The sequence below is a fragment of the Sphingobium amiense genome, assembly GCF_003967075.1.
Classification (GTDB): Bacteria; Pseudomonadota; Alphaproteobacteria; order Sphingomonadales; family Sphingomonadaceae; genus Sphingobium; species Sphingobium amiense.
In genome coordinates this window covers 3,418,006-3,435,370 of the sequence record NZ_AP018664.1, presented here as the reverse complement: position 1 = coordinate 3,435,370, position 17,365 = coordinate 3,418,006, and the positions used below count along the sequence as shown (strand labels likewise).

General features: G+C 67.3%; 14 protein-coding genes. 9 read left to right on the top strand and 5 right to left on the bottom strand.

From position 1 onward, the window contains the following. Positions 1 to 173 precede the first annotated feature (173 nt). Both katG and SAMIE_RS16715 read left to right on the top strand, forming a co-directional pair. Positions 174 to 2,384 carry a catalase/peroxidase HPI gene (gene katG, locus SAMIE_RS16720; protein WP_066700653.1) on the top strand — a complete coding sequence of 737 codons (2,211 nt, stop codon included), beginning with the start codon at positions 174 to 176 and terminating at the stop codon, positions 2,382 to 2,384. A 166-nt stretch (positions 2,385 to 2,550) separates the two neighbouring features. Beyond that, the gene (locus SAMIE_RS16715; protein WP_066700652.1) at positions 2,551 to 3,390 is read left to right on the top strand and encodes an alpha/beta fold hydrolase; all 840 of its coding nucleotides are present in this window, start codon (positions 2,551 to 2,553) and stop codon (positions 3,388 to 3,390) included. Between the two features lie 36 nt (positions 3,391 to 3,426). Here SAMIE_RS16715 and SAMIE_RS16710 read toward each other — a convergent pair whose 3' ends face one another. Continuing rightward, the gene (locus tag SAMIE_RS16710; protein ID WP_066700651.1) at positions 3,427 to 4,356 is read right to left on the bottom strand and encodes a LysR family transcriptional regulator; all 930 of its coding nucleotides are present in this window, start codon (positions 4,354 to 4,356) and stop codon (positions 3,427 to 3,429) included. 118 nt (positions 4,357 to 4,474) lie between these two features. Between SAMIE_RS16710 and SAMIE_RS16705 the strand changes: the two genes are divergently transcribed. After that, complete coding sequence (locus SAMIE_RS16705) at positions 4,475 to 5,173, top strand: pirin family protein (RefSeq protein WP_066700650.1); 699 nt, start codon at positions 4,475 to 4,477, stop codon at positions 5,171 to 5,173. A 48-nt stretch (positions 5,174 to 5,221) separates the two neighbouring features. Here the strand turns inward: SAMIE_RS16705 and SAMIE_RS16700 are convergent, their stop codons facing one another. From SAMIE_RS16700 to SAMIE_RS16690, 3 genes are all read right to left on the bottom strand, one after another. Then, complete coding sequence (locus SAMIE_RS16700; RefSeq protein WP_066700649.1) at positions 5,222 to 5,983, bottom strand: SDR family NAD(P)-dependent oxidoreductase; 762 nt, start codon at positions 5,981 to 5,983, stop codon at positions 5,222 to 5,224. Positions 5,984 to 5,995: 12 nt separating this feature from the next. Then, a complete protein-coding gene (locus SAMIE_RS16695; protein WP_066700648.1) occupies positions 5,996 to 7,180 on the bottom strand; it encodes an acetyl-CoA C-acyltransferase in 1,185 nt (394 codons plus the stop codon). Between the two features lie 69 nt (positions 7,181 to 7,249). Further along, positions 7,250 to 8,152, bottom strand: a complete 903-nt coding sequence (locus SAMIE_RS16690) for a LysR family transcriptional regulator (RefSeq protein ID WP_066700647.1) — start codon at positions 8,150 to 8,152, stop codon at positions 7,250 to 7,252. 87 nt (positions 8,153 to 8,239) lie between these two features. Here SAMIE_RS16690 and SAMIE_RS16685 point away from each other — a divergent pair, with 87 nt between their 5' ends. Further along, entirely contained in the window at positions 8,240 to 9,394 is a 1,155-nt protein-coding gene (locus SAMIE_RS16685) for an isovaleryl-CoA dehydrogenase (RefSeq protein WP_066700646.1), read from the top strand. Between the two features lie 150 nt (positions 9,395 to 9,544). After that, complete coding sequence (locus tag SAMIE_RS16680; RefSeq protein ID WP_066700645.1) at positions 9,545 to 11,146, top strand: carboxyl transferase domain-containing protein; 1,602 nt, start codon at positions 9,545 to 9,547, stop codon at positions 11,144 to 11,146. Between the two features lie 20 nt (positions 11,147 to 11,166). On the opposite strand, the gene SAMIE_RS16675 is transcribed toward SAMIE_RS16680, so the two are convergent. Then, positions 11,167 to 11,595, bottom strand: a complete 429-nt coding sequence (locus SAMIE_RS16675; RefSeq protein ID WP_066700644.1) for an endonuclease domain-containing protein — start codon at positions 11,593 to 11,595, stop codon at positions 11,167 to 11,169. 77 nt (positions 11,596 to 11,672) lie between these two features. Here SAMIE_RS16675 and SAMIE_RS16670 point away from each other — a divergent pair, with 77 nt between their 5' ends. The 4 genes from SAMIE_RS16670 to SAMIE_RS16655 all read left to right on the top strand — a co-directional run bounded on the left by SAMIE_RS16670 (position 11,673) and on the right by SAMIE_RS16655 (position 17,357). Next, complete coding sequence (locus SAMIE_RS16670; RefSeq protein ID WP_066700643.1) at positions 11,673 to 13,520, top strand: acetyl/propionyl/methylcrotonyl-CoA carboxylase subunit alpha; 1,848 nt, start codon at positions 11,673 to 11,675, stop codon at positions 13,518 to 13,520. A gap of 132 nt (positions 13,521 to 13,652) precedes the next feature. After that, positions 13,653 to 14,105: a MaoC family dehydratase gene (locus SAMIE_RS16665; RefSeq protein WP_066700642.1), complete on the top strand. Its 453-nt coding sequence runs from the start codon at positions 13,653 to 13,655 to the stop codon at positions 14,103 to 14,105. Next, positions 14,102 to 14,944, top strand: coding sequence for an HpcH/HpaI aldolase/citrate lyase family protein (locus SAMIE_RS16660; protein WP_066700641.1), 843 nt, complete (start codon positions 14,102 to 14,104; stop codon positions 14,942 to 14,944). Before SAMIE_RS16665 ends, SAMIE_RS16660 begins: the two co-directional genes overlap by 4 nt. 82 nt (positions 14,945 to 15,026) lie before the next feature. Further along, the gene (locus SAMIE_RS16655; RefSeq protein ID WP_066700640.1) at positions 15,027 to 17,357 is read left to right on the top strand and encodes a glycoside hydrolase family 31 protein; all 2,331 of its coding nucleotides are present in this window, start codon (positions 15,027 to 15,029) and stop codon (positions 17,355 to 17,357) included. Positions 17,358 to 17,365 lie beyond the last annotated feature (8 nt).

Sequence of the window (17,365 nt, the reverse complement as noted above, 5' to 3'; positions counted from 1 at the left end):
GTTACGGAAGCGATTCGGGCGCCGGGCGGCGGGGTTGCGCCGGATCGTGGCCGTCATGCGCCTGACACGCGGATCGTCGATTGCGTCGATCAGTCAGAGCGATATTCTCGGTTTTACGGTCCCCGACAGAGCGGCCTAGAACATCGCCACGAACCCGTTGAGGAGAGAGTGCCATGGACGCCAAGACCACCGATCCGCTGGGCGGTTGCCCGATGAAGGAAAAGGGCGCGCTGCGCAGCCTGCTGGGCCGCACCAACCGCGACTGGTGGCCCAACCAGCTTTCGCTCGACATCCTTCAGCAGAACGGCCTGTCGGGCGACCCGATGGGCGAGGATTTCGATTATGCCGCCGAGTTCAAATCGCTCGATCTCGCAGCGGTGAAGGCGGACCTCACTGCGCTGATGACCGACAGCCAGCCATGGTGGCCGGCGGATTACGGCCATTACGGTCCCTTCTTCATCCGCATGGCGTGGCATTCGGCGGGCACTTACCGCACAGGTGACGGGCGCGGCGGAGCATCCTCCGGTTCGCAGCGCTTCGCCCCGCTCAATAGCTGGCCGGACAACGGCAATCTCGACAAGGCGCGCCGCCTGCTCTGGCCGATCAAGCAGAAATATGGCCGCAAGCTGAGCTGGGCCGACCTCATGATTCTGGCGGGCAATGTCGCCATTGAGTCGATGGGTGGGCCGGTGTTCGGCTTCGGCGGCGGGCGCAGGGACGTGTTCGAGCCGGAAAAGGACATTTACTGGGGCACCGAGGAACAGTGGGTCGGACAGGAAGGCAGCCTCACCCGCATCGACGAGAGCGAGGGCCGCGCGCTCGAAAGCCCGCTCGCCGCGATCCAGATGGGCCTCATCTACGTCAATCCAGAGGGACCGGGCGGCAATCCCGACGCGCTCCAGTCCGCGCGCGACATCCGCGAAACCTTCGCGCGCATGGGGATGAACGACGAGGAAACCGTCGCGCTGACGGCGGGCGGCCACACCTTCGGCAAAGCGCATGGCGCGGGCGACGCAAGCCTTGTCGGCGCGGAGCCGGAGGGCGCGGACATCGCGCAGCAGGGCTTCGGATGGCAGAGCGGCCATGAAAGCGGCATGGGCGATCACACGATCACCAGCGGCATCGAAGGATCGTGGACCCCTACCCCGATCACCTGGGACATGAGCTATTTCGACATGCTGCTCGACCATGAATATGAGCTGGTGCGCAGCCCGGCGGGCGCGAAGCAGTGGCAGCCGGTCGGCAACCCCGAAGAAACGCTCGCGCCCAAGGCGCATACGCCCGGCGTCAGGGTGCCGACGATGATGACCACCGCCGACATGGCGATGAAGGTGGACCCGAAATATCGCGCCGTCATGGAGAAATTCCGGGCGGACCCGGCTTATTTCGCCGACGCCTTCGCCCGTGCGTGGTTCAAGCTGTGCCATCGCGACATGGGGCCGAAGGCGCGCTATCTGGGGCCGGACGTTCCGGCCGAAGACCTGATCTGGCAGGACCCGCTGCCCGCGCCCGTCCACCCGAAGCTGGGCGACGCGGACGTGGCGGCGCTCAGGGCGAAGATCGCGGCGGCGGGCCTGTCGGTGCAGGATCTGGTCAAGACCGCGTGGGCCAGCGCCGCCACCTACCGCCGGTCGGACCATCGCGGCGGCGCCAACGGCGCGCGCATCCGCCTTGCGCCGCAGAAGGACTGGGCCGTCAACGAACCGGCGGAACTGGCGCGCGTGCTTGCGGTCTATGAAGGCATCGCGAAGGAGGCGGGCAATGTCTCGGTCGCCGACCTCATCGTGCTGGGCGGCAGCGTCGGCATCGAACAGGCGGCGAAGGCGGCGGGCCATGATGTGACCGTGCCCTTCACGCCGGGCCGCGTCGATGCGACCGCCGATCAGACCGATGCGGAAGGCTTCGACGTGCTGGAACCCAAGGCGGACGGTTTCCGCAATTATCTGGGCGTGCGCTTCAATGTGCCGACCGAGGAGCTGCTGGTCGACCGGGCGCAGCTTCTGGGCCTTTCCGCGCCGGAGATGACGGTGCTGGTCGGCGGGCTGCGCGTGCTGGGCGCGAACCATGGCGGGTCCGGCCATGGCGTGTTCACGACCCGCGTCGGGCAGCTTTCCAACGACTTCTTTGTCAACCTGCTCGACATGAACACCGCGTGGAGGCAGGTGGACGATGAGGGCGACGAGACCTTCGTCGGCTCCGACCGGGGCAGCGGGCAGCAACGCTGGACCGCGACGCGCACCGACCTCGCCTTCGGTTCCAATTCGCAGTTGCGGGCGCTGTCCGAAGTCTATGCCTCGGCGGACGCGGGCGACAAGTTCGTCGGCGACTTCGTGGCGGCATGGGTCAAGGTGATGAACGCCGACCGCTTCGACCTGACCGCCTGACGGAGCGGCCCTCAAAAAAGCCCGCCGCATCTCGGAACGCGGCGGGCTTTTCCATTTTCTCGAACGTTGGAAACGATTTTATACCGATACCATCCTGTCATGGAGTCGATCTAGAAGAAAGCCACGCCGGACGCAGCCGGTGACGATCTCTCGAAAGGACCGAGCCATGACGAATTTCGTGACCACCAGCGACGGCGTCGACATATTCTACAAGGACTGGGGCGCAAAGGATGCGCAGCCCATCATGTTCCACCATGGCTGGCCGCTGTCGGCGGACGACTGGGACATCCAGATGCTGTTCTTCCTTTCGAAGGGCTATCGCGTCATCGCCCATGACCGGCGCGGCCATGGCCGTTCGGCGCAGGTCGATACCGGGCACGACATGGCGCATTACGCCGCCGACGCCGCCGCGGTCGCCGACCATCTCGACCTGCGCAACGCCATCCATATCGGCCATTCGACCGGCGGCGGCGAAGTCGCGGCCTATGTCGCGCGGCACGGCATCCCCGCCGGGCGTGTCGCCAAGGCCGTGCTGGTGAGCGCCGTCCCGCCGATCATGCTGAAGACGGACCGCTATCCCGGCGGCCTGCCGATGGATGTGTTCGACGGCCTGCGCGCGGGCCTTGCCGCCAATCGCGCGCAATTCTTCCGCGACGTGGCGGCCGGTCCCTTCTACGGCTTCAACCGCGAAGGCGCGGACGTGAAGCCCGCCGTGATCGACAATTGGTGGCGGCAGGGCATGATGGGCAGCGCGCTCGCCCATTATGAGGGGATCAAGGCTTTCTCCGAAACCGACCAGACCGACGATCTGAAAGCGATCACCGTCCCGACGCTGGTGCTGCATGGCGACGACGATCAGGTCGTGCCCTACAGAAATGCAGGCGTGCTTCAGGCGGAAATCCTCCCCAACGCCGAACTCAAAATCTATGAGGGCTTTTCGCACGGGATGCTGACGGTGAACGCCGATGTGCTGAACGCCGACATCCTCGCCTTCATCCGGAAATAGGCCGAAGCGGGGCGGGCCGGTGAGGCTCGCCCCTTTCTACACGTCCCCCATCCCGTCCAGCTCCCGGTCGTCGCGGGCCAGCGCGACGAACTGGTCGAGCAGCCAGCTTGCCGCCGGTCCCGGCGGCGTGTCGCGCCGCCAGATCCCTGAAAAGCGGTAGGTGCCGCCCGGCTGATCGGGCATGGCGAGCCGCACCAGCGTGCCCGAGACCAGATCGCCCTCGATCATCGGCAGCGGCATGTTGCCCCACCCCACCCCTTCGCGCAGCAGCGCGTGCTTGGCGCTCAGGTCCGCGAGCCGCCATGTCTTCGGGCTGACGACCGAAAAGTCCCGCCCTTCGGTGAAATGCGACCGGTCGCTCAGCACCAGTTGCACATGCTCGCGCGCCGCGCCCGGCGCGATCTCGGTCATGCGGCCGAGCGGATGGTCGGGCGCGGCGACCGGCACCATCGGCACCGATCCCGCCGCAATACCCTCGATCCCCGCAACCCCGGCGGAAAGCGGGCCGGAAATGCCGACGACCGCCGTGCGGTCCAGCACCATCGCGACGATCGACCCCAGCGCTTCGGCATGAAGCCGCAACTGCACCGTGGGAAATTCCCATGCGAAGGCGCGCAGCACCTTGCCCAGCCGGTCGGCGGGCAGCATCACGTCGACCGCCAGATTGACCTCCGCCTCCAGCCCGTCGAGCAGCCCCTTCACCTTGGCGCGCAGGCCGTCGATGCCGTCGGCGATGCTGCGCACCTCTGCCAGCAGCGCGCGCCCCGCGACGGTCAGTTGCGGCTTCTTCGTTCCTTCCCGGTCGAACAGCGGCAGGCCAAGCTGCGCCTCCAGATTGGCGATGCCATAGCTGATGACCGATACGGCGCGATTGAGCCTGCGCCCCGCCGCCGCGAAACCGCCGGTATCGACGATGGCGAGGAAGATGCGGAGCTGGTCGAAGGTCGGCGTGCCGGGATTGTTCACTTTTCCATTTCCTCGAACAATATCGCCGGATTTATCCATCTGAACGGGAAAGAGGGCAAGCGCTAACAAGGTGCCAACGAAGCGAGGCATCCCGCCTCCCTATCCAAGGAGACCCATCATGATCGACCTTCGTCCCTTCGACAGCCTTGGCGGCGACAACCATGGCTGGCTCGACGCCAAGCATCATTTTTCCTTCGCGGGCTATCACGATCCGGCGCGGATGCACTGGGGCAATCTGCGCGTGTGGAACGACGACACGATCCAGCCCAAGACCGGCTTTCCGCCGCATCCGCACCGCGACATGGAAATCATCACCTATGTCCGCGAAGGCGCGATCACGCATGAGGACAGCCTGGGCAACAAGGGCCGCACCGAGGCCGGCGACGTTCAGGTGATGAGCGCGGGCACCGGAATCCGTCACTCCGAATATAATCAGGAGGACGAGGTGACGAAGATCTTCCAGATCTGGATCGTCCCCACCCGGCAGGGCGAAGCGCCCGGCTGGGGTGCGCGGCCCTTCCCCAGGGGCGAGCGCGCAGGGCAGTTCGTGACGCTGGCGTCGGGCTATGACGGCGACGGCGACGCGCTGCCGATCCGCACCGATGCGAAGGTGGTGGCGGCGACGCTCCGCGCCGGGGAAAGCGCCGACTATCCCATCGGCCGCGACCGCAAGGCCTATCTGGTCCCCGCGACCGGCGCGATCGCAATCGACGATGTGCGCGTCAACGCCCGCGACGGCGCCGCGATCAGCGACATGGACGTGATCCATGTGACCGCCATCGAGGACAGCGAGATCGTGCTGGTCGACGCGGCCTGATAGAAAAGGGGCGGCCCCGCAGTGACGCGGGGCCGCCTTTTCGCGTCTTCAGCGCGGCGCCATGCGGATCGCACCGTCGAGGCGGATCACCTCGCCGTTCAGCATCGGATTGCGCACGATGCTTTCGACCAGTTGCGCATATTCGGACGGGCGGCCGAGGCGGCTGGGATGCGGCACCTGCGCGCCCAGCGCCTCCTGCAGATGCTGCGGAAAGGCTTCCATCATCGGCGTCAGGAAGATGCCGGGCGCGATGGTCATGACGCGGATCTTGTGGGCGGCAAGGTCGCGCGCGACCGGCAGCGTCATGCCCACCACACCGCCCTTGGACGCGGCATAGGCGGCCTGCCCGATCTGCCCGTCATAGGCGGCGACCGACGCTGTATTGACGATGACGCCACGCTCCCCGTCCACTTCCTCCAGCGCGGCGGCGCGGGCGGCGAATTTGGCGATCATGTTGAACGTGCCGACAAGATTGATCGAGATGGTCCGCGCGAAACTGTCGAGCGGATGCGGCGCGAACTCCTTGCCCACCGTCTTCGCCGCGGGCGCGACACCCGCGCAGTTGACGAGGATGCGCGCCGGGCCGTTGGCCGCTTCCGCCGCGTCGAGGCCCGCTGCCACGCTGGCGTCGTCGGCGACGTTGACAGCGATGTAGACGCCTCCGATCGCATCCGCCGCCGCGCGCCCCGCTTCCTCGTTGAGGTCGAAGATCGCGACCTTCGCGCCCTTTTCGGCCAGCATCGTCGCGGTCGCCCGGCCAAGGCCCGATGCGCCGCCGGTGACGACGGCGGAAAGATTTTCGATGTCCACGTCGCTGTCTCCTTAAACCAGTTCGATGGCCATGGCGGTCGCTTCGCCGCCGCCGATGCAGAGGCTGGCGACGCCGCGCTTGCCCCCGCGCGTCTCCAGTGCCGCGATCAGCGTCGCAAGGATGCGCGCGCCCGACGCGCCGATGGGATGACCGAGCGCGGTCGCGCCGCCATTGACGTTGATCCTGTCGTCGGGGATGCCCAGTTCCTTGGCCGCGATCATCGCCACCACGGCAAAGGCTTCGTTGACCTCGAACAGATCGACGTCGCCGACCGCCCAGCCGGCCTTCTCCAGCAGCTTGCGCATCGCGGGAACCGGCGCGGTGGTGAACTTCGACGGCTCATGCGCATGCGCGGCGGTAGCGACCACGCGGGCGACGGCCTTCATGCCCAGCTTTTCCGCGACGCTCGCGCGCGTCATCACCAGCGCCGCCGCGCCGTCCGATATGGAGGAGGCGTTGGCGGCGGTGATGGTGCCGTCCTTCGCGAAGGCGGGTTTGAGCGATGGGATCTTCTCCGGCTTCGCCTTGCCCGGCTGCTCGTCGGTGTCGACCAGCGTATCGCCGCCCCGGCCCTTCACCGTCACCGGCGTGATTTCCTTCGCAAACGCCCCGCTGCCGATGGCGGCATTGGCGCGTTCGAGCGAGCGGATAGCGTAGGCGTCCTGCTGTTCGCGCGTGAACTGATAATCGCGCACCGCTTCCTCGGCGAAGACGCCCATCGCCTTGCCGGGTTCATAGGCGTCCTCCAGCCCGTCCATCATCATCGTGTCGACGATGCGGTCATGGCCGATGCGCGCGCCGCCGCGATGCTTGGGCAGGGCATAGGGCGCGTTGGTCATGCTTTCCATGCCGCCCGCGATCACCACGTCGGCGGTCCCGGCGGCCAGCGCCTCATACGCCATGATCGCCGCCTGCATGCCCGATCCGCACATCTTGTTGACGGTCGTTGCTTCCGTGTTGAGGCCGAGGCCCGCGCCCAGCGCCGCCTGCCGCGCGGGCGCCTGCCCGAGGCCGGCGGGCAGCACGCAACCCATATAGATGCGGTCGACCGCGTCGGCGGCAACGCCCGCCCGCTCGACCGCAGCCTTCACCGCCGCCGCGCCGAGATCGGTCGCCTTGAGGCCCGCCAGCGCGCCCTGAAATCCGCCCATCGGCGTGCGCGCATAGCTGGCGATGATGATCGGATCGTCGGTCATGTCCTTGTCTCTCCTTGCGGCGGAACGCCGCCTGTCCTGCGCGCGATGTATGCGCGATGCGGGCCGCGCTCAAGATGTTTGGACAGCATTCTTGTCCAATCGTGCGGTCAGCAGCGTTTCGATCCGCTGCATCAGCGGCGCGGGCGCGTCCCGCAACGCGCCCGCCTGCGCACCGAACAGCCAGCCCAGGGTGCGGGTCGCATCGAACCCGGTGAGGCGCGGGCGTGCGACGCCGGGGAAGCGGTAGCTGGCGGGCATGACCGTCAGGCCAAGGCCAGCCGCGACCATCTGCAACACCCGTTCGTCATTGGTGGAGCGCAGGGCGAAGGGCGGGCGGACGCCGCGCTCGGTAAAATAGCGGCTGGTCGCGGCCAGCGCCTCGCAATGGCGGCGCACGATCATCGTCTCGCTCGCGACATCCTCCGCCTGGACGCTGCGCCGTTCGCCAAGCCGATGGGTTGCGCCGATGGCGATGGCATAGGTTTCGGTCGCGACCGCCCGTTCGGCAAAGCGGCCGCCCGCCCCCTCCACGAGCGAAAGCGCCGCGTCGATCCGCCCGCGCGCCAGCCGCCCCGCCAGATCCTGCGCCGATCCGTACAGAATCTCGATCCGCCCGCTTTCATCGGGATCGCGGTCGGCGACCGCCTGCGCGACGATGTCGCCGGGAATGCTGTGCAGGATGCCGATGCGCAAGGTCGCGCCCGCTTCCCCCGTCTCCGCCGCGACGGCGCTCTGGGCGAGGTTGAACTCCGCCTCGATCCGCCGGGCGTGGCCGAGCAGCCGCGATCCGGCGGGCGTCAGTTCGGTGCGCTGGCCCGCGCGCAGGAACAGCGGCGCGCCCAGCGACCGCTCCAGCTTGGCGATGCCGACCGACAGCGTGGGTTGCGACACGTTGCAGGCGGCGGCGGCGCGGTTGAAGCTGCCATGATCGACCACGGCGAGGAAATAGCGCAGCAGATAGCGTTCCATCATAGACTGCATCTATACCCTGAACGAGAAAAGTTTCAATTTTCATAGAGAGCCATGATTGATAGGCTGCGCGTCATAAGGAGAGTGTGCATGGCTGAGTTCGATTTCGCGCTGGGTGAGACGGCGGACATGATCCGGCAAAGCACCGCGCGTTTCGCCACGGACAGGATCGCCCCCCTCGCCGCGGAGATCGACGCGAAGGACTGGTTCCCGCGTGAGGAACTGTGGCCCGCCATGGGTGAACTCGGCCTCCACGGCATCACGGTCGAGGAACAGTGGGGCGGGCTTGGCCTCGGCTATCTGGAACATGTCGTGGCGCAGGAGGAAGTCGCCCGCGCGTCCGCCTCCATCGGCCTCAGCTACGGCGCGCACTCCAACCTCTGCGTCAACCAGATCCGCCGCTGGGGCAATGAGGCGCAGAAGGCGAAATATCTGCCCAAGCTCATTTCCGGGGAGCATGTGGGGTCGCTCGCCATGTCGGAAGCGGGCGCGGGGTCGGACGTCATCTCGATGAAGCTGCGCGCGGAAAAGCGCGGCGACCGCTATATCCTCAATGGCACGAAGTTCTGGATCACCAACGCCCCTTATGCCGACACGCTGGTCGTCTATGCCAAGACGGGAGAGGGGTCGAAGGGCGTCACGACCTTCCTGATCGAAAAGGACATGAAGGGTTTTTCCATCGGGCAGAAGATCGACAAGATGGGGATGCGCGGCTCCCCCACCGCCGAACTGGTGTTCGACGATTGCGAGGTGCCGGAGGAGAATATCATGGGGCCGCTGAATGGCGGCGCGGGCGTGCTGATGAGCGGCCTCGACTATGAGCGCACGGTGCTTTCGGGCATCCAGCTCGGCATCATGCAGGCGTGCCTCGACACGGTGCTGCCCTATGTCCGGGAGCGCAAGCAGTTCGGCAAGCCTATCGGCGCGTTCCAGTTGATGCAGGCCAAGGTCGCCGACATGTATGTCGCGCTCAATTCGGCCCGCGCCTACGTTTATGCCGTGGCGAAGGCGTGCGATGCGGGCCGCACCACCCGCTTCGACGCGGCGGGCGCGATCCTGCTGGCGAGCGAGAATGCGATGAAGGTCGCGCTCGAAGCGGTGCAGGCGCTGGGCGGCGCGGGCTACACGAAGGACTGGCCGGTGGAACGCTTCATGCGCGACGCCAAGCTGCTCGACATCGGGGCGGGCACCAACGAGATCCGCCGCATGCTGATCGGCCGGGAACTGATCGGAGGCGGGGCATGAGGGCGATTCAGTTCCTCCCCGAGCTTTGCTCGGGGAGGGGGACCTCCGCGAAGCGGTGGTGGAGGGGGTGCGCCCCATCGAGAGGACGCTGCCCCTCCGTCAGCCCTGCGGGCTGCCACCTCCCCGAGACAAGCCCGGGGAGGAACTGATATGAGCGGGCCGGTCCTCGACACGACACTCTCGCGCGACAGCGAGACGTTCCGCGCCAACGCGGCGCATAATCGCGCTCTGGCCGACGACCTGCGCGCCAAGGTCGCCGCCGCCGCGCGCGGTGGGTCGGACAGCGCGCGGGAGAAGCATGTCGCGCGTGGCAAGCTGCTGCCCCGCGACCGCGTCGAACGGCTGCTCGATCCGGGCAGCCCCTTCCTCGAAATCGGGCAGCTCGCCGCCAACGGCCTCTATGGAGACGAAGTGCCGGGCGCGGGCATCGTCGCGGGCATCGGCCGGGTGTCGGGCCGTCAGGTGATGATCGCCTGCAACGACGCCACGGTGAAGGGCGGCACTTACTTCCCGATGACGGTGAAGAAGCATCTGCGCGCGCAGGAGATCGCGCTCGAAAACCGGCTGCCCTGCATCTACCTCGTCGACTCGGGCGGCGCGAACCTGCCCAATCAGGCGGAGGTCTTCCCCGACCGCGACCATTTCGGCCGCATCTTCTACAATCAGGCGCAGATGAGCGCGCGCGGCATTCCCCAGATCGCCTGCGTCATGGGAAGCTGCACCGCGGGCGGCGCCTACGTCCCCGCCATGTCGGACGAAAGCGTCATCGTCCGCAATCAGGGCACGATCTTCCTCGCCGGCCCGCCGCTGGTGCAGGCAGCGACGGGCGAGGTCATCAGCGCGGAGGATCTGGGCGGCGGCGACCTGCATGGCCGCAAGTCCGGCGTGGTCGATCATGTCGCCGGGAATGACGATCATGCGCTGACCATCGTGCGCGACATCGTCTCGACGCTTCATCCCGACCGGACGCCCGACCTCAACCTGCGCGATCCCCGCCCGCCGGTCCATGACGCCAGTGACCTCTACGGCATCGTGCCGCAGGACGTCCGCGCCCCCTATGACGTGCGCGAAGTCATCGCCCGCATCGTCGACGGCAGCGAATTTCACGAGTTCAAGGCGCTCTACGGCACCACGCTGGTCTGCGGCTTCGCCCATATCTGGGGCATGCCGGTCGCGATCCTCGCCAATAACGGCGTCCTCTTTAGCGAAAGCGCGGTCAAGGGCGCGCATTTCATCGAACTCGCCTGCCAGCGGCGCGTGCCTTTGCTGTTCCTCCAGAACATCTCCGGCTTCATGGTCGGCGGCAAATATGAGGCGGAGGGCATCGCCAAGAACGGCGCGAAGCTCGTCACCGCCGTCGCCACGGCGCAGGTCCCCAAGATCACCGTGCTGATCGGCGGCAGCTTCGGCGCGGGCAATTACGGCATGTGCGGCAGAGCCTATGGCCCGCGCTTCCTCTTCACCTGGCCCAACAGCCGCATTTCGGTGATGGGCGGCGAACAGGCGGCGAGCGTGCTCGCGACCGTCAACCGCGACGCGGCGAACTGGACGCCCGAGCAAGCCGAAGCCTTCAAGGCGCCGGTCCGCCAGCGCTTCGAGGAGGAAGGCAGCCCCTATTATGCCACCGCGCGGCTATGGGACGATGGCGTCATCGACCCCGCCCAGACCCGCGACGTCCTCGGCCTCGCCTTCGCCGCCACGCTGAACGCGCCGATAGAAGACCGCGCGCAGTTCGGCATATTCCGGATGTGATGGAGGCAGGCGCGCCCCTGTCATTCCTCCCCCAGCTTGTCTGGGGGAGGGGGACCGCCCGGCGCAGCCGGGTGGTGGAGGGGCAATCGCGCCACCGCCCGCACCACGATGAAGCGCACGACGCCATCGAGATCGTTCAGCACATCGCGCGCCGGAATGCGCAGGGTCACGATGTCATGCGCCGCGAACCAGTCGTCCCGCGCCGCGTCCTTTTCGGGCCGGTCTCCCCGCTCATGCGCAGCGCCGTCAATCTCGACCGCGAGCAGGACGTCGCCGCAATAGAAATCGAGAATGAAGACGCCGCTTGGATGCTGGCGTCGGAACTTGAGGCCGTCAGGACGGCTCCGCAACGCCTGCCACAGCAGCACTTCCGGCAAGCTCATCGCGCGCCGCAGCGCCCGCGCCCTGCCGACGCTTCCCCGTGCTTTGGGCGCTCTGTCCCTGAGCATGGCAACACCCCCTCCACCATGCTTCGCATGGTCCCCCTCCCCGAGACAAGCTCGGGGAGGAATGATCGGAGCCAGCCATGATCGCCTCCCTCCTCATCGCCAATCGGGGCGAGATCGCCTGCCGCATCATCCGCACCGCGCGGACGCTGGGCGTTCGCACCGTCGCCGTCTATTCCGATGCCGACGCGGACGCGCTCCATGTCCGCTCCGCTGACGAAGCCGTGCATATCGGCCCCTCCCCTGCCCGCGAATCCTACCTTGTCGGCGAAAAGATCATCGCCGCTGCAAAAGCGACCGGCGCGCAGGCGATCCATCCCGGTTACGGCTTCCTCTCCGAAAATGCCGATTTCGCGCAGGCGGTGATCGACGCAGGCCTCATCTGGGTCGGCCCGCGCCCCGACAGCATCCGCGCCATGGGCCTGAAGGACGCTGCCAAAAAGCTGATGCAGGACGCCGGTGTCCCGACCACGCCCGGCTATCTGGGCGAGGACCAGAGCGAGGGCCGCCTGAAGGCGGAAGCCGACGCCATCGGCTATCCCGTGCTTATCAAGGCGGTCGCGGGCGGCGGCGGCAAGGGGATGCGCAAGGTCGACGCAGCGGAAGACTTCGCCGAAGCGCTCGCCTCCTGCCGGCGCGAGGCGGCGGCGAGCTTCGGCAACGACGCCGTGCTGCTCGAAAAATACATCACGAACCCGCGCCATATCGAGGTGCAGGTCTTCGGCGATACGCACGGCCATGTCGTCCACCTGTTCGAACGCGACTGTTCGCTCCAGCGCCGCCACCAGAAGGTGATCGAGGAAGCCCCCGCCCCCGGCATGGACGAAGCGACGCGCGCGGCGGTCTGCACTGCGGCGGTCAACGCGGCGAAGGCGGTGGACTATGTCGGCGCGGGCACGATCGAGTTCATCGCCGATGGATCGGACGGCCTGCGCGCCGACCGCATCTGGTTCATGGAAATGAACACGCGGCTTCAGGTCGAACATCCGGTGACGGAGGAAATTACCGGCGTCGATCTGGTCGAATGGCAATTGCGCGTCGCGTCCGGCGAACCGCTGCCGAAGACGCAGGACCAACTGTCGATCAACGGTCACGCGATGGAAGCGCGCCTCTACGCCGAAGATCCGGCCAAGGGCTTTCTGCCGAGCATCGGGCGGCTGGACACCTTCAATCTGGAGAGCGACGCGCCGGGCCTGCGCATCGACACGGGCGTCGAGCGGGGAGCGGAGATTTCGCCCTTCTACGATCCGATGATCGCCAAGGTGATCGCCCATGGCGCAAACCGTGACGAAGCGCGGGAGCGGCTGGCGGCGGCGCTGGCGGGCAGCGCGGTCTGGCCGCTCAAGACCAATGCGGGCTTTCTGGTGAAGGCACTGCGCCACGCCGACTTCGCCGCCGCGCGGCTCGACACCGGGCTGATCGCGCGGGAGGGCGACGCGCTCCTGCCACCCGCCCGCCCCACCGAGGAAGCGCTGGCGGACGGGGCGGCGGCGCTGACGGGAGGCGGCGGGCTGGCGGGTTTTCGCCTCAACGCACCCGCCCGCACCGAAGCCATGTTTCTGCTCGACCGGGAGGCGGTGAACTTGCGCTTCGATCCGCGCGAGGGGGCGGACGCACCGTCATCCGATGTGCTGATCGCGGAGGACGGGCAGGTCTGGCGGCTCGGCCCATGGCGCGCAGGGGGAAGCGGCGGGGCGGATGCCTCCGACGGCGCGATCCTCTCGCCTATGCCGGGACGGATCATCGCGGTGGGGGTCGCCGAGGGCGAGCGCGTGACGAAGGGGCAGAAGCTCCTCACCCTTGAAGCCATGAAGATGGAGCACAGCCTCGTCGCGCCCTTCGACGGCACCGTGGCGGAACTCAATGCGGCGGAAGGCGGGCAGGTCAGCGAAGGCGCGCTGCTGGCGAAGATCGAGAAGGACGGATAGCCTTGTCCTATGGGAGTGCGGCGACGCTATGATCGGCCTGCCGCCCGAGGGATATAGGAACGAAAATGTCGCGTCCCGGACATGAAATGTCAAAACTTGCGGGAAATATGCGAAGTTAAGAGGGATCGAGGCGTGGCAGGCAAATATTTCGACCAGTGGCAGATCGGCGAAACCATCGCCCACGACATCCGCCGCACCGTGACGGAAACGGACAATCTCCTCTTCTCGACGATGACGCACAATCCCCAGCCGCTGCACCTCGACGCCGAAGCGGCGAAGGCGAGCGAGTTCGGGCAGATCCTCGTCAACGGCACCTTCACCTTCGCGCTGATGGTGGGGCTGTCGGTCGGCGATACGACGCTCGGCACGCTGGTGGCAAACCTCGGCTATGACAGGCTCGTCATGCCCAGCCCCGTCTTCATCGGCGACACGCTGCGCTGCGAAACGGATGTGACGGACCTGAAAGCCAGCAGGTCGCGTCCCAATGCGGGCATCGTCACCTTCACCCATCGCCTGCTGAACCAGCGGGGCGAGATCGTCTGCCAGTGCCTGCGCATGGCGCTGCTCAAGCGGTCCGACGCATGAGCCTGCGCTCGCTGCTCTTCGTCCCCGCCGACCGGCCCGAGCGCTTCGCCAGGGCGGCGGCGAGCGGGGCGGACGCGCTCATCCTCGACCTGGAGGACAGCGTGACGCCCGAGCGCAAGGCGCCGGGCCGCGAGGCGGTCGCCGCATGGCTGGCGCAGCCGCGCGCGCTGCCCGCCTTCGTGCGCGTCAATCCGCTCGACAGCGGGCTGACGCAGGCCGATCTCGACGCGGTGCTGGCGGGGCGGCCCGACGGGCTGGTGCTGCCCAAGGCGGAGGGGGCGGAGAGCGTCCGGTCGCTGATCGCGATGACGGGAGGGACCGCGCCGCCGATCCTCCCCATCGCCACCGAAACCCCCGCCGCCATCTTTCAGCTCGGCAGCTACGGCGCGGTCGCGGCGCATCTGGCGGGCCTGACATGGGGGGCGGAGGATCTGCCCGCCGCCATCGGCGCGGCCACTTCGCGCGAGGAGGACGGGCGCTACACCCCGCCCTATGAGATGGTGCGCGGCCTGACCCTGTTCGGCGCGCATGCCGCGGGCGTCGAGGCGATCGAGACCGTGTTTCCCCGCATCGACGACGTGCAGGCGCTCGCTGCTTATGTCGCCCGGGCGCGGCGCGACGGCTTTACCGGCATGATGGCGATCCACCCGGCGCAGGTGGCGGTCATCAATGCGGGCTTCATGCCCGGCGAGGCGGACATCGCCCATGCCCGCGCGGTCGTCGACGCCTTCGCCGCAGCGCCCGGCGCAGGGGCGCTGCGCCTCGACGGCAAGATGATCGACCGCCCCCATCTGGTGCAGGCACAGCGGCTGCTGGCCCGCGCCGGCCTTCCGATCTAGCCGCCTTCTACGACCTTTCGCTCACTGGCGCCGCGGCGAATCGACCGCCAGACCATGCCGCTGGAACGGCAGGGAGACGGCCATGAAAGCGACGGAGTGGCGGACGGCGGTGGCGGGTCTTGCCCTGACGGCGGCAGGCTTCGCGCTGCCCGCATGGGCCGAACCGATGGCGCTGCTCGACCGCAACGGCAGCCGCGTCGCCATCGAACCCTATGCGCCCAACATCCTGCGCGTCACCATCGCGATGGACAAGGAGCTGGCGCAAGCGCCGCCGGGCGACGGCCCCATCGCCAAGGCTGACGCAAGCGGCTGGACCCATCGCAGCGGCGCGGAAGGCGACATCTTCACCTCCGCCGCCCTCTCCCTGACCGTGGACGCAAAGCCCTGGCCAAAGGCGCCGAGCCAGATGGAACGCTATTTCGTGTCCGCGCTGCCGCCGGTCAGCCTTTCGGTGCGCGATGCATCGGGCGCGCTGCTCACGCGGATGACCGGCTGGGAAATGGCGCCCGTCACGGTCAACGGCGAAAAGACCTTCAAGGTCGGCGCGACCTTCGATGCTCCGGCCGACGAGCATTATTACGGCCTCGGGCAAAATCAGGACGGCGTGCTCGACCTGAAGGGGCGGCAGATCGACTGCCAGCATCATTATGACGCGCCCGCGGGCGAGACGGTCTGCGTCCCCTTCATGGTCACGAACAGGGGCTATGGCATCGTCTGGGACAATCCGGCGCGCACTCTGGTGTGGCCCGGCCTCCATTCGACAACCCGCTGGCAGAGCCAGGTCGGCGAGCGTGTGTCCTTCTTCGTCATCGCGGGGAAAAGCGCCGACGAGCTTTACGCCGGCTACGCGAAGCTGACGGGCGAGACGCCGCTGCCGCCCAAGGCGGGCTTCGGCCTCATCCAGAGCAAGGCGCGCTACGAAAGCCAGCAGGAACTGCTCGGCATTGCGAACGGATACCGCCAGCGCAACCTGCCGCTCGACGTCATGGTGCTCGACTGGTTCTACTGGACCCGCATGGGCCAGATCGACATCGACCGCGCCTATTTCCCTGACCCCAGGGGCATGAACGATACTCTCAAGTCCATGGGAATGCGCTCGATCATCAGCGTCTGGCCCCGCTTCGAGCGGGAATCGCGCTATTTCGAGATGCTGTCGACCAAGGGCTGGCTGCTGCATGACAGGGACGGCCATCCGATCGACGGCCTCCCCATGCGCTACGACCGGGCGGGCGCGCTGCTGGACAGCACCGACCCCGATGCCCGCCAGTGGTTCTGGGGAACGGTGCGCGACAATATCCTCTCCCAGGGCTTCGACTGGCTGTGGCTGGACGAGACCGAGCCGGATCTGGTCCCCGACGGCTACTGGTATGCGCGCGGATCGGGCGACCGCTATCACAATCTCTACCCGCTGGTGCATACAGGCGGCGTGGCGGACGGATCGGCGCGCGACCGGCCCGATTTCCGCAACCTGATCCTCGCCCGCGCCGCCTATCTGGGATCGCAGCGGACCGGCAGCCTGTTCTGGTCGTCGGACGTCCATGCGACATGGGACGCGCTCAAACGGCAGGTGCCGACCGGCCTCAACTTCACCGCATCGGGCCTTGCCTATTGGGGCAGCGACATCGGCGGCTGGCAATGGCCCAAAGGTCCGAAGGCGGACCGGCCCGTGCTGGTCGACCCGGCGGGGGCGACCGCGATGGACGCCGATTATCCCGACTATCCCGAACTGTTCGTGCGCTGGTTCCAGTATAGCGTCTTCACGCCGACGCTGCGCATCCATGGCCAGCGTCCGGGCACCGCGCTCTGGGAATATGGAACGGCGGCCGAGCCGATCCTCTCCGACTGGCTGCGGCTGCGCTACGCGCTGATGCCCTATCTCTATGCGCTGGGGCGGCACACCTATGAGAGCGGCGCACCCTTCATGCGCGCGCTGTTCATGGACTTCCCCGATGACAGGAAGGCGCTGACCGTCGGCGATCAATATATGTTCGGCCCCGCCTTCCTCGTCGCGCCCGTGACCGAGCAGGGGAAGACGAAGCGCACCGTCTACCTGCCCGCAGGCACCGCCTGGTATGATTACTGGACCGAACGGCGCTATGAAGGCGGGCAGAGCGTGGAGGTCGATGCGCCGATCACGCAGATGCCGCTGTTCGTGAAAGCCGGGTCCATCGTGCCGATGGGCGCGCCGGTGAAGAGCACGGCGGAAAAGCAGATGGTCGAGAGCATCCGCGTCTATCCGGGCGCCGACGCGCGCTTCACCCTCTATGACGACGATGGGACCACCAACGCCTATCGCAAGGGCGGGATGAAGGCGGACCTGCTATGGAATGACGCGACGCGCCAGTTGACCACGAAGGGCAGGCTGCCGACCGGACAGACGCTGACCGGCCTCGTCCGCGTGATCGGCCAGTGAGGGAGAAG